This window comes from Lactobacillus rodentium (assembly GCF_003423665.1).
Lineage (GTDB): Bacteria > Bacillota > Bacilli > Lactobacillales > Lactobacillaceae > Lactobacillus > Lactobacillus rodentium.
Genome location: NZ_BFBY01000013.1, coordinates 1 through 13,164, shown reverse-complemented (window position 1 = coordinate 13,164; position 13,164 = coordinate 1). Strand labels below are relative to the sequence as shown.

At 32.6% G+C, this 13,164-nt stretch carries 14 protein-coding genes; 5 read left to right on the top strand and 9 right to left on the bottom strand.

What is annotated here, in order from left to right:
* Positions 1–15: 15 nt before the first annotated feature.
* The 7 genes from LrDSM24759_RS06800 to LrDSM24759_RS06770 form a co-directional block, all read right to left on the bottom strand.
* A complete protein-coding gene (locus LrDSM24759_RS06800; protein ID WP_117118741.1) occupies positions 16–639 on the bottom strand; it encodes a glycerol-3-phosphate acyltransferase in 624 nt (207 codons plus the stop codon).
* Positions 639–1,733, bottom strand: coding sequence for an LCP family glycopolymer transferase (locus LrDSM24759_RS06795; RefSeq protein ID WP_117118740.1), 1,095 nt, complete (start codon positions 1,731–1,733; stop codon positions 639–641). The genes LrDSM24759_RS06800 and LrDSM24759_RS06795 overlap by 1 nt, the downstream gene beginning before the upstream one ends.
* 144 nt (positions 1,734–1,877) lie before the next feature.
* Positions 1,878–2,762: an aldose epimerase family protein gene (locus LrDSM24759_RS06790; protein WP_117118739.1), complete on the bottom strand. Its 885-nt coding sequence runs from the start codon at positions 2,760–2,762 to the stop codon at positions 1,878–1,880.
* A 128-nt stretch (positions 2,763–2,890) separates the two neighbouring features.
* Positions 2,891–3,766, bottom strand: coding sequence for a GRP family sugar transporter (locus tag LrDSM24759_RS06785; protein ID WP_117118738.1), 876 nt, complete (start codon positions 3,764–3,766; stop codon positions 2,891–2,893).
* Positions 3,767–3,871: 105 nt separating this feature from the next.
* A complete protein-coding gene (locus LrDSM24759_RS06780; protein WP_117118737.1) occupies positions 3,872–4,804 on the bottom strand; it encodes a glycosyltransferase family 2 protein in 933 nt (310 codons plus the stop codon).
* A gap of 10 nt (positions 4,805–4,814) precedes the next feature.
* Entirely contained in the window at positions 4,815–6,548 is a 1,734-nt protein-coding gene (locus LrDSM24759_RS06775; protein WP_194008001.1) for a putative glycosyltransferase family protein, read from the bottom strand.
* A 12-nt stretch (positions 6,549–6,560) separates the two neighbouring features.
* On the bottom strand, positions 6,561–6,989 hold the full coding sequence (locus LrDSM24759_RS06770; RefSeq protein WP_117118736.1) for a GtrA family protein: 429 nt from the start codon (positions 6,987–6,989) through the stop codon (positions 6,561–6,563).
* 170 nt (positions 6,990–7,159) lie between these two features.
* On the opposite strand from LrDSM24759_RS06770, the gene rpsN reads away from it, so the two are divergent.
* Positions 7,160–7,417: a 30S ribosomal protein S14 gene (rpsN, locus tag LrDSM24759_RS06765; RefSeq protein WP_117118735.1), complete on the top strand. Its 258-nt coding sequence runs from the start codon at positions 7,160–7,162 to the stop codon at positions 7,415–7,417.
* Between the two features lie 87 nt (positions 7,418–7,504).
* On the opposite strand, the gene LrDSM24759_RS06760 is transcribed toward rpsN, so the two are convergent.
* Positions 7,505–8,197: a 2,3-diphosphoglycerate-dependent phosphoglycerate mutase gene (locus LrDSM24759_RS06760; RefSeq protein ID WP_117118734.1), complete on the bottom strand. Its 693-nt coding sequence runs from the start codon at positions 8,195–8,197 to the stop codon at positions 7,505–7,507.
* 134 nt (positions 8,198–8,331) lie between these two features.
* Between LrDSM24759_RS06760 and LrDSM24759_RS06755 the strand changes: the two genes are divergently transcribed.
* Positions 8,332–8,763 (top strand): PAS domain-containing protein, encoded by a 432-nt coding sequence (locus LrDSM24759_RS06755; RefSeq protein ID WP_117118733.1) that lies wholly within the window; start codon positions 8,332–8,334, stop codon positions 8,761–8,763.
* Positions 8,764–8,812: 49 nt separating this feature from the next.
* Here LrDSM24759_RS06755 and LrDSM24759_RS06750 read toward each other — a convergent pair whose 3' ends face one another.
* The gene (locus tag LrDSM24759_RS06750; protein ID WP_117118732.1) at positions 8,813–10,558 is read right to left on the bottom strand and encodes a putative glycosyltransferase family protein; all 1,746 of its coding nucleotides are present in this window, start codon (positions 10,556–10,558) and stop codon (positions 8,813–8,815) included.
* 118 nt (positions 10,559–10,676) lie between these two features.
* Between LrDSM24759_RS06750 and LrDSM24759_RS06745 the strand changes: the two genes are divergently transcribed.
* The 3 genes from LrDSM24759_RS06745 to LrDSM24759_RS06735 all read left to right on the top strand — a co-directional run.
* Entirely contained in the window at positions 10,677–11,474 is a 798-nt protein-coding gene (locus LrDSM24759_RS06745; RefSeq protein ID WP_245953354.1) for a DUF6612 family protein, read from the top strand.
* A gap of 114 nt (positions 11,475–11,588) precedes the next feature.
* On the top strand, positions 11,589–12,323 hold the full coding sequence (locus LrDSM24759_RS06740; protein ID WP_117118731.1) for a DUF6612 family protein: 735 nt from the start codon (positions 11,589–11,591) through the stop codon (positions 12,321–12,323).
* Between the two features lie 107 nt (positions 12,324–12,430).
* A partial coding sequence (locus LrDSM24759_RS06735) for a hypothetical protein (RefSeq protein ID WP_117118730.1) occupies positions 12,431–13,164 on the top strand: 734 nt, incomplete at its 3' end.

Below are 13,164 nucleotides of genomic sequence, written 5' to 3'. Positions count from 1 at the left end.
AAAGGCATCATTAAATCATGATACCTTTTTTCCTAATTTCTTCTTGATTGTAGTTAAAATATCAACTTTTTTACTTTGACCTTTGAAATAAGCCACAATATCATTACGATATTTAAAAATCATAACGACCGTTCCTAGTAAAAAGACACCACCACAATACCAATTAATCGTAAAACCTACATAAAGACTGTAACCTAACATAAAAATAATTGGCGGCCATGTTAAGTCTTTCATGATAATTACTAGGAAAAGGCCTACTAATAAGGCAACAATTCCTGGCCAGAAATCAAAGAACAAGATCCAAATAATGGAAACTGCAACTCCTTTTCCTCCAGAAAAATGGTGCCAAATAGGGAAACAATGGCCTAATACTACTCCTAAGCCACAAAAAGCAATAGCATCATGATTCCCGTGGTAAAGAAAGAAGACAATTAATAAAGCAATTAAGGTTTTGCTCAAATCGCCAATACAGGTAATAATACCGTATTTTTTACCAAAAACAGCTCCAACATTAGCAGTTCCTGGATTTTTAGAGCCGAACTTAGTTGGATTTTTGTGTAATAAAAACCTTCCCACTACCATGGCAAAAAGAATATTACCAAATACGTATCCAATTAAAAGGGAATAGAGTCTAAACATTAATCATCGTCACCTTCCCATAAACTATCACTGTCTAGTTTATAAATATAATAAATCTGGTTAGGATCACCACTACTCCAATTAAAGTCGGGATTTTTAGAGTTTTGGTAAGTTTCATTATTATCTAAATCAACATCCCCTAATCCCATTTCTTTTCTCACAATGTTAGAAACTCTTTGAAGTTCTTTATCACTCATTACTTGATATGAAGCACCACCAATCATTGCTCCAGCTCCATGAAGATAATCACTCTTCATATTATCAGTACAATGACGGTAATTTTTAGCAATAGCAACCATTGAATCAAAGGTTAAATTGGTTCTCACACTATTAGAAGTAGAATCTAACACTGAATCAAGATTTTGAATAGTTTTTAAAGAAAATGCGTGTTTAAGAATCGACATAATTACTTGTCTTTGACGCATTTGTCGGCCATAGTCACCTTGAGGATCATCATAACGCATTCGTGAATATGCTAGAGCTTGACTACCATTTAGGTGCATGGTTTTTCCTTTAGTAAAAGTATAACCGCCATAAGAAAAAGTCAGTGGTACTTTAACATCTACTCCACCAACACCATCAACAATCTTTTGCATACCACCCATGTTCATTACCATATAATACTTAATCGGTACATTAAGTACTTTACTCGTTGTGCGCATTGCCATCCGAGCCCCACCAATATTATAGGCAGCATTAATCTTTTGAACCTGAAAACTATCAGTACCAATCATTTGTGCCATCGTATCACGAGGAATAGACATTAAAGTAATTTTATTTTTTTTAGGATTTACAGTAGCTAAAATCATGGTATCTGAATTTCCACGTTTTTCATGGCGACCAAAAGCTCCAGTATCTGTTCCCATCAGGAGTATATTAAACGAATTTTTGCCATTAAAATTATCTTGAGTCACAGCATTGCTTGGATCATAAGTTTTATTTATGGCATTTCTGGTTTTGTTATAAATAGAAAAGCCATAAATTCCCACCCCCGCTACTACTAAAGCAAGGATAATGAAGAACCACTTCCAAGGGTGGTGTTGCTTTTTTCTTTTGTTTAATTCTACCCTTGATTCTGTTGGTTTATAATCCATAAATCGTGTCTCAATCTTTCTAAAAATTAATTTATTAGCTACTCTAGCATAATAAAATATCTTGATAATTATTTTACTAATATAGAATAATACAAAAAAAGCACAATACAAACTGTAATATTGTGCTTTTTATATTAATTTTAATTATTTAAATGTTATATTAGTAGTCAACTTTGCTTCTTGATCAGGTGGTAATACTTGATGCTGCTTTAAATTATTCTCTTCATTATTTGTTTGATTACTTAAAGCTGGTAACCCATTCATTAATTCAATAGAAATAAATTGCGTTTCTTGCTCTCCTAAAGTTGATACAGCAAGATAAGGAAAATCTTCCAGGGTGAGCTGAATTTGATGTTCAGAATTCTGACTATTTAAACTTACCTCAGTTAGACCAGCGTTAGAAATTAAGATAGGACCATTTTTAAACTCTTGGTAGTTTAAAGGCAATCGACTTTTAATCGCATCATTTATTGGTAATTCTTTACCAGTTAAAAATTTTTCCTGTGTTAATTCTAAGTGAGACAAAGTTTGTACTTCAGGCATAAAATTTAATTCGTAATTATTAAAATTTAGCCTAGTACCATCAGGGATAAATGGCACATTAAAAGTTGGTGCAAATCCTAAACTATAAGGCATTGCCTGTGAATTAGTATTTTTTAAATAAAAATCAACTTGTAGCTGATTACCAGTCAAACTATAAGTAACCATCAGGCTAAATTCATAAGGATAATCTTCTAAGGTTGATTCACTTTGAGTTAGTGTCAAACTAACCCGATCATCGCCTTTATCAACCACTGTCCATTTCATATCATAAGCAAAGCCATTTTCATTTATTTTGTCAATTTTATCTTGTAACTGACCTTGATTATTTAGTTTTCCAATAATGGGAAATTTGATTGGGGCATGATATGGCCACTGACTACCATTCCAGATATAGTCAAAATTCCCCATTTTATCAATTACATGAGAAATTTGTGCGCCAACCTCATCAATCTCCACTTTTAATAGCGCATTTTCAATCGTTAACATTAACGATCCTCCTAAAACTACTTTGTTATTCATCCATACTCAAGTTGAAAGTATCATGGATAACTTAATATGTCAATTTGTACCTATCATCACATTAAAAAGGACACCCTCCAGGATGTCCTTTTATTTTATTGAATAACAGTGGTAAGGAATGCACCAATTACGATCAAAACCAAACCAATTAAAGTATAAATCAAGCCACGCTTGCTCTTCTTTTCGTGAAGGAAGATTAAACCACCTAAAGTCGAAATAACTACACAAAGTTGAGAAACTACAAAGGCAGTATTTACTCCCCATGGTCCAATTGAATAAATATAAGCTAGGTTAGCAATTCCATAAAGAATACCCGCACTACCACTAAGAACAGTAGTCTTTTGAGCCCAGGCTTTCAAATTACCAGTTACTAAAGTATAAATAAAGACTGAAATCATCATTCCGACAGTTTCACCAAAGAAAATAGATATACTTGAACCCTGTAAAGCCTTAGGAATTGAGCTTGATGCAATATAACCAAAAGTAGTCAAAATCAAAAGAATTAATGTTCCCCATTGATTCTTGCTACCGCCTTCACTAGTACCTTCATCAGAACGTGAAGTGAAGATCACACCAATAATTAAAACGATAATTCCGAAAAAGCCCCATAACTTTGATTGAGTAGTTTGCCATTCATGGAAAGCAATTACCCCAACTAAAGGAACACCAATTAATTGTAAACCAGTTGAAATTGGCATTGTTGCGGAAACACTAATCCGTGAATAAGAAATGTATTGTCCTACTTGACCTACTACCCAGCAGGCACCAGCTAATACTGAAAATAAGAAAAGTGGCCAGTTAAGTGCTGGATGTGCAATAAGCATTACGATGACAGCAAAAAGAAAGGCAGCCACCACAGTTCCGACAATTTGATTATAAACATTACTATTCTTAACACTTGCAATTGCTAGTGGCATCAACCCCCAACCAATTGCTGGCAAGAATAAGATGAGTAAATTTAAGTAGTTCATAAAATTCTCTCCCTAACTTTTTGTAACTGCTTTATTTTATCAACTATTGGTCTACTTAGCAAATTCAATTTTAAAATAAAAGAAGACTTTTATAGAAGTCTCCTTTTATTTCTTTTCTTGAACAACATATATTGGTCTATTTTTTACTTGTAAATAAATGCGTCCTATATATTTACCTAAAATTCCAATACATAGTAATTGTAGGCCTCCAATTAATAAAATAATACTTACTAATGAAGCCCAGCCAAATACGCTTGAACCAGGCTCAACGAAATGACGGATAATCACAAATAAAAAGCCTAAAATTGACAGGACTGCTGCAAAAGTTCCGATCCAAACAGCAATATTCAATGGCGCTTGAGAAAAATCAGAAATGCCATCCATGGCATATTTGAATAAGGACCATGTATTCCAGTCACTTTCTCCCGCCACACGTTCAACATTATGGTAATCAAGATATTTAGTTCTAAAACCAACCCAAGAAAAAATTCCTTTAGAAAAACGACTATACTCAGGCATATCTAAAACAGCATTAACCATTTGGCGGGTCATCATGCGATAGTCACGCGCACCTGGAACAATTGAAGTATTAGAAATCTTATTTACGACTTTATAAAACATGTCTGACAAAAAAGATTTAACCTTTCCTTCGCCAGTACGATCTACCCGCCGTGTACCAATACAATCGTATTCTCCTGTTTGGAGTAATTGATACATTTCTGGCAAAAACTTAGGTGGATCTTGTAAATCTGCATCCATTACTACTACATAGTCTCCAGTTGCCGATTGTAATCCTGCATAAAGTGCTGCTTCTTTACCAAAGTTTCTGGAAAACGAAACATAATGAACATGTTCTGGATCTTGTTTTTGTAATTTTCTTAGTTCCTCTAAGGTATTATCCTTTGAGCCATCATTAATGAACCAATATTCGGGTTCAACACCTGGCATTGTTGCAAGGACCTTATTCACCTCAGGATAAAAATAAGGAATAGCTTCTTCTTCATTATAAGAAGGTACTATAATTGATAATTTACTCATTAGAACTCCTCTATTCTAATCGTCTGATTAAAAATATACATTTTCCTAAACCATAAAAGATTAAAACTAGCCAGCCACTTACACTAATAACTACTAACAACCAGAACCATTGGGGAACCATAAAGGTTAAAGTAGCTATATTATATCCCTTTTTTTGTTGAACTGTTGGTGATCCAATTGGACTTAACTTTTTAGGTTTAATTACCCGATGATTAACTTGTAAGCGAGATTGCTGATACATCACGATTGGTAATTGGACTTGGCCACTTCTATTGGCTACCCAACTTAAGTTCAAAGAACTTCTACGTACAAAATAATTATACCCCAAAGACTGGTCAATAATATCAGTTCGATACAATAAATTCACCGTATCAGGTCGTAATTTTTGCTTATAAACTGGCAAATAATCTGGTTCAGTTCGATTAATTACTTTAAAAAGTAACCCCATATCTTTTCCATTAGTAGCTTTTCTAATATCAAGGCGGTGATTATCAATTTGATAATAGGTAGTTAACACTGCTACCCGATTGGGATTATTATATATTTTGGTTAGAGCATAATTAGTTTGATAAGTAAAAATAGTAGTTTGAAGTAAACTTGCTCCTAAGATAGTTAAAACAATAAATCTTTCTTTTTTGTATTTAGTTAAGGACTCTAAAGTAAGCCCCATTCCCAAAAATAATAAGGGATAGGCGGCTACTACTAAGCGATAAGGAAATTGAAACGACTGCCCTAATCCCGGTAATAAGTGCTGGATTAAGTGCCAGGGCATGATTCTTGAAGCTAACAACAGTAAAATTGCACCTTCAATAGTTACAAAAGTATTTAACTTGTTTTCCTTTAAATGGAAAAAGACATAAATTATTTGTGCTATTAATAAACAAAATACTAGCACCGGTAATTGACTATGTTCACTACCATTTGTACTAAAATGAATAGCACTAGCATTCAAATTAAAACTTTTGGGTAAAGCAATTTTATTATTACTATATAAAAGTAAAAAGGCACCCCAAATATTAGCCGTTAAAACTAACGTTCCGGCAACTGCTTTAGCTAAATTAAGAATAAGCTGCTTTTTATTATCATCTACAATTAGCGCATAAAGTGCAAATGGTATTAAGCTAGCAGCTAATATGACTGTACTCAATAGGTGAATTTGAGCAACGATAGACATGATCAGCATTAATTTTAGCCAATGAACGGGATTCTTTTTATCTTGGATCATATCGATGCCACACATCACAACATAAGGCGCTAAAGCTGCGCCCCAAGCCATAAAATTATCAGCACGTAACCAGCCTGGCATAATTCCCAATGTTAAGTAAAGTAGACTCAATAAAATAGCAGTACTTTGTCTAACTTTTACTTTAGTTAGCATCCGGTAAGTTGCCATACCTCCAATTAAATAAACTAGGTAATCCATTATAATTTGGTAGGTAAACCAACTGCCCGAGAGCAAAACTAAGAGTCCATTAAGATAAGCAAAAAATGGTCCATAAAGTGCATTAATAATGCGACCACTCTGCATGGCCGTAATATTATTTTGAAAGTAGCTAAAATTACCCGTTTTTATTTGCTGGGCTGCATCATAAAAGCGACTAAAATGAAAATAACGATCTGCAGTAATAAAAGTAGCATGTGAAAGTAGTTGGCTAGAAATAATGAGGGTTGTTAAGATCAAAATAGCAAGATAAGGAAGACAAAAACTAAATATATTACACCAATTAATTCTTGATTTTTTCATTATTCACCCTAATTATGCTACGGTATTACTTTGATCTTTTCTAAAAGTAATTACTTTGTTAATCACAAATTGAATCAAAGTTGCTACAAAAGTAGCAATCACCTTAACTACAAATTTATCGTAACCTAATTTAGTTACAAAAATAAATAAACATAAAGTTGTAAACAGTGTGGTTACTTGCCCTACTAGATAGTATGAAATAAATCTTAGTAAGAGTTTATCGTGGACTTTAAAGTTAGCAAAAGAATTCCAGATAAAGTTATTAATTAAACCACAACTAGAACTGATAAAATTGGCCCATTCTACATTAAAATTAAAAAAGTGGGTTAAAATTAAAAATACACCGAAATCAACTACTAACCCTAAAAGTCCGATTAAAACATAGCCTACTAATTGTTTAAAATCTTCAGAAGCCCAGAGCTTTTGAATTTTTTCTTTCATTAGATACTTAACCTCATTAATTACATCAAAATAATATAATAGTTATTTTACTCTATAATTTTTTTTGCAACAAACATTTCTCATATTAGTTGACAATTTATCAAATACCTACTACAATATACTTACTTTTTATTAGCAATATAAAAATTTAAGACAGAGAGGAAAGATATATGGCTAAAAAATCAAAAATTGTTAAAGCTGCAAAGCAAAGAGAATTAATTAAAAAATATTACGAATTAAAAGAAGCAGGTAATGTTGAAGCTTTAGCTAAATTACCACGTAATGCTCGTCCAACTCATTACCACAACCGTGATTTATATGATGGTCGTCCCCACGGCTACATGCGCAAATTTGGCATGTCACGTTTACGCTTCAAAGAACTAGCACACAAGGGACAACTTCCTGGCGTTAAAAAGGCTAGTTGGTAATCAACACAATAAATTAAAAATTAACATTAATAAACCTAATAAAAAAGCTTCCGACAAAAGTCGGAAGCTTTTTGCTTTGCTCAATAATTACTTATCAAGCTTTTCTTTGTTAACAACGTTCAATTGATCATCGAAAGTATAAACAACTGGTTCACCAGTCTTCATTTCAACATCCATGATGTCTTCATCAGAAATGTTTTCAATGTACTTAGTTAAAGCACGAAGTGAGTTACCGTGAGCAGCAATAATTACGTTCTTGCCATCAAGTAAATCTGGAGCGATGTGATCTTCCCAGAATGGCATAACTCTTTCCAAAGTTACCTTAAGGTTTTCTGCCTTAGGAACAATGTGTGGATCAAGGTCTGCGTAACGACGGTCATGTGCTTGACTGTATTCTGAATCATCTTCGATTTCAGGTGGTAAAACATCGTATGAACGACGCCAAATGTGAACTTGGTCATCACCGTATTTTTCAGCAGTCTTCTTCTTGTTTAAACCTTGAAGTGCACCATAGTGACGTTCGTTTAATCTCCAAGTCTTAGTTTCAGGAATCCAAAGTTGACCACTTTCTTCCAATGCGAAGTGTAAAGTCTTAATAGCACGAGTTAATAATGAAGTGTAAGCTTGATCAAATTCAAGACCGTGTTCCTTAATTAACTTACCAGCTCTTTTAGCTTCTTCTACACCTTTATCTGAAAGGTTAACGTCAACCCAACCAGTAAATTGGTTTGAAAGGTTCCATTCACTTTGACCATGACGAATTAATACTAACTTAGACATGAACAATATCTCCTTTTAAATCATATATACACTAGTTATTTTACACGTCCTAAGTAAAAATTCATAGTTAATGTGAAAATTATTCTAATTTAGTGTGGTAAAATATGGCTTGTAGAAATGAGGTTAAAATAATTATGGATCAAAAAGAAGAAATCAAATTAAGTGGTGGTCATCTTAATTTGGAAATGCTTAATGCTATTTTTAATACTATTCCCCAAGAATTTGACGTCTTAGACGAAAATGATAAAGTTGTTTGGTCTTCCATGAATAAACATCGACTTTTTAAACGAACTGAAGATGACATAGGTAAAACTGTTTATGAAGTCCATCCAGGTCATTCACAAGGACATGTTAAACAAGTACTTGAACAAATGCATGATGATAAGCGCGGGTCTCTTTCCTTAGTAGTCACACATGATAAAAAGCCAATTAGTATTTCTTTTTATGCCTTACATAACGAAGACGGCAAATATATTGGCTGCATTGAAGTAACTCAACCTGTTGATAAATATCAGGTTAAAGGAAGTAAATGGCGTAATATTTTAAACGTTTTAAAGAAAAAATAAATCACGTAAAAAACGCTGTAAAAGTTCAATTCTTTTACAGCGTTTTTAATTAACTCTTTACTCTCTTATCAGTTAGCAAATTAGGCTTTTCTAAGCAAAATCTTATTACCTGATAACTTGCAAAAATTATGATTACAACCCAACTAATAAGATTCAATATTAATAAGACTGTAAACCAGTGTGGCGTTACAAAAGTTAAAACAGCTTCATTTTCTCCCACTTTATTTTTTACAACTGGCATTCCAATTGCATTGTAGTGCTTAATTTGACCTTTATTTTTACCATTTACTTCTAATTTTGATTGGTGATACATCACTATCGGAAGTAGGCTTGTTTTTTGCTTTTTATCAGCCTGCCACATAATCTTTAATTTACCACCAGCAAGAACTTCTTTATGGAAATGGTCTCGATTAGGAATATATAATTTTTTGTTAAGTGTTATGTTAATATGCGCGCCGTTAATATTATCATGCAAAGGCAAATATTCAGGATTAAAACTTGGAAGATTGATTATAAGTAAATTCAAGTCTCTGTCTCGACTCCATCGTGCGGCATGAGGTGCAGCAACAACTCCCATCGTTTGTTGTGTATTCTTTAATATATTTGCATTTATATTAAAAATTATCGCTAACACAACCAAAACTAAGCTCATAACACCAATACCTTTACCTAACTTACTCTTCATCCTCAATAATTGAGTTAAGGAGAGAGCTACGCCAACATAAAGTAAAGGATACGCAATAACAGTCAATCGATTTGGAAATTGTAAATAAGTTCTAAAAAAAGGTAAATGTGCATCAAAGAACTGCCATGGAAATACTTGTGAACTTAATATAAAAAAGATAGTACCTTCCAGGGTTAAAAACAAATTCAATTTTTGTTTCTTTGCATTTATTAATACATAAATCAACTGCAAAATAAAGATTACTAAAGTAGAAAAAAGGATTGTTCCTTTTACCGTACTTGAACCTAGATGCATTGCTGTATCAAAGAGAGGATAAGCAAAGGTAGGCGACATGTGGTTAGTCGTATACAGTAATAAATAGGCACTCCATACGTTAGCTGTTAAAACTATGAACAATAAAATTGCCTTAATAGCACTAACTAGCATTTCCCTTTTATTATTACTAATTATTAATCCATAAATAAAAAATGGTATTAATGCTAATAATGAAAAAATAATACTTAAGAGGTGAACTTGAGCAATAATTGCCATTATCAGTCCAAGAGATAACCAATTAATTTGTTTTCCCCTGGCCTGCATCATTTTAAGCCCTTCAATTAATACATATGGCATTAACACTGCACCCCAGGAGTTAAAGGTATTCCCTTGAATCCAATATGCCACATAGCCAGTAACTAAAAATAATAACATAGCTAGTCCTGCTGCCCAGCTTACGGCCTTAGCCTTTTTAGCTAAGTGATACATCCCAATACCACCAATCAAAAAAAGCAAGTAATTAGTTAATACTTGAAATCTGAACCAAGAACCGGCAAAAAGTAACAAGGCGCCTAAAAAATAGGCAAAAAATGGGCCATAAATAGGATTTATTACTCTACCACTTTGATAAGCACCGTAATTCATTTGAAAATATGAAATATTATGATGTAATAGCTGCTGAGCCGTATCATAAATCCTATTATCATGAAATAAAGTATCCGCTAGAATCAAACCTACATGATGTTGCAACTGACAAAACATTAGGGCACTAGCGGTAATCAAAATGACTAAAATCACAATTAAATACTCAATTGCTTTTCTAGGCCATCCATTAACCATAACTTCTTTATTCATTATTTCCTCCAAAATAATATATTTTTTGATTATATCATATTCTTTAAATCCCACATGTGCTAATCTTAATAATGTAATATTGAGAAGTACAAATGAGAAAAGAGTTAAGAGGATAATTATGCGTAAAAAATTATTAACAATTGCTACTTTACTAACTACCCTATTTATTATTTTAGGTGTTAGTGGATGTAGTAAAAAATCTAATAGTAGTAATTCACCCACTGCTAAAAGTTTAATCAGTAAAAATTTTAATAAAGGCATCAAGAATGGTCATTATACTACTGAAATTAAGTCAAAGGCCATGAAGGAAAATGCCTCATTAAAGGGTTACTTTAACGGTACTTCCTTGATTAATACTGATTATTCCCTTACTAATAAAGGAAAAACACAAACCGAATCAATTTGGCTTACCCCAGACACGATGTATCTTTTATTAGAACAAAACAAAGGTAAATGGATCAAAACAGGAGCTTCAGCCAATAACTTTGATCCTGATCAAGTCACTAGACGATTTAAGCCTGCTACATTCAAATCATTGAACAAAACAATTGCCAAGTCTGCTTTAGTTACAACTCATGCTAATACTTACGAAGTAGCTTATAGTGGTAGTAGTGATGAAGTTTGGAAAGGTATCGAAAATCTAATTATCGACACTTTAAATACTCCTGGAACACAAAATATGCAAATCGTCCAAATGATTAACGCCGGGCAACCACAAAATATTTCAGTTAACTATACATTTAACAAAAAGACTCAAGCCTTAACTAAGATCACAATTAATACTAATTTTACTGTTAATGGTAGTTATGATTTTAGCTGGAATTTAAAATATGATGAATTAGGTCAACACGCTAACCTGGCCGTTCCAACTGATATTCAAAAAAATGCAATTGATGTAAGTAAGCAATCAAAATAAAAATTCTATTTTTAGTATTCCTATGCTAAGATTAATTAATAAATAAAAGTCCAAAGTTTTTACCTTGGACTTTTTGTTTGATCAAAACTTGGAAGAATGAATGGAGAAAGTAAAATGGATCAAAATACACAACCTAATCCACAACAAAAGCAGGCTAAGCAAAACCGCGCTGGAATTATTGCTGCTAGTATTATTGCAGGTTTAGTTATCATCTGTGGAGTTATTTTCTTAATTTTAGAAATGACTAAACCATCTGCATCTCAAGCAATGGCTACGGCAAAAAATGCTAAAGTAGATTCACTAAGAGCACACATTATGGTTAAATCTGATGACCTTAAAGACAACACTGCAATTGAATTTACCAATCACGTAGTCCACTCAAATGTTATTCTTAAAGCAGACGATGAATCTAAAAAACTTAGTACTTGGATTACCAAAGATAAGGCATATATGTCTTCAAATAATGGTAAATGGTATTACTCAGACAGTGACGATGATGATTTTTCTGAGGCACATGATGAAGTCAAAGAAAGTACAGATCTCAAGCAGTTCCTTGATCTCCCAGCATCAGCAACAAATTTATTTAAGGTTAGTTTAGATGGTATTAAGGGCTATACTTTAACTTATAGTGGTAACAACAAAAAAATTAGAGAGACTGTAATTTCAGATGCCAAAAATGTTAACATAACTATCCATCTAGATCGTAATAAGCATTTACGTGATCTTAATGCAACTGCCCGTCTTAAAGATGGTGGCTCAGCTTCGATTTCGATCTATGATGTAAATAACGTTAAAAACTTAACTATTCCTAATAAAGTCAAAAAAGATGCACAAGAATATGAAGAATAGTAATAAAGTAGCTCTCACTCTAGTAGAAAGAGCTATTTTTTGTTGACTAATATTTTAATTAAAGTTAAATTTTATTTGTGAGAATTTATTTAGGAGAATGAATTAACATGGATGAAAAACAAGAAATTATACAAAAAAAGGCCAAAAGACATGCTGGTGCGATTATCAGTTGGGTGTTCGTTGTTTTAATTATTATTATTGCTGGAGGACTCTTGTACTTACACTTTTCTAAACCAAGTGCACAAGATGCTTTAAATTCAGCCGCTAAAACTAATATACATTCCATTAGATCAACTATTATAACGAAGCAAAATGCTAAAAAGAAAAATAGTGAAACCTTAAATTACGAAGTAAAAGGTAACACTGTTCATATTACCAATCGTTTTGTTCCCGAAAATAAGGATCAAGAACAAGAAACATGGATTACTGGTAATAAGTTTTACTTTTTAAATAATGGACAATGGAATTACATGGAACGTAATTCACTAACTAATACCTTTATCAGTACTTCGATGGCAACTTATAAGAAATTATTTACTGGTCATGATTTTAGTAAATTATCTAAATCTGCAATGAATAAATTTAAAGTTAATCTTGATGGTTTAGATGGCTATACTTTAACTTATAAGGGTAATGATAAGGAGGTAATCAAAGGCATTCAAAGAGTTGCTAGTGGTGATAATAGTAGCGATGCCAGTCAAATTAAGCACGTTGATGTTACAATTAAAATTAATCGTCAGAAAAAATTAGTTGATTACAAGGTCTTTTATACTTTAGCCCATACTAATGGCACAACTAGTATCCATTTAACAGATATCAATCAGGTAAATAAATTAACTTT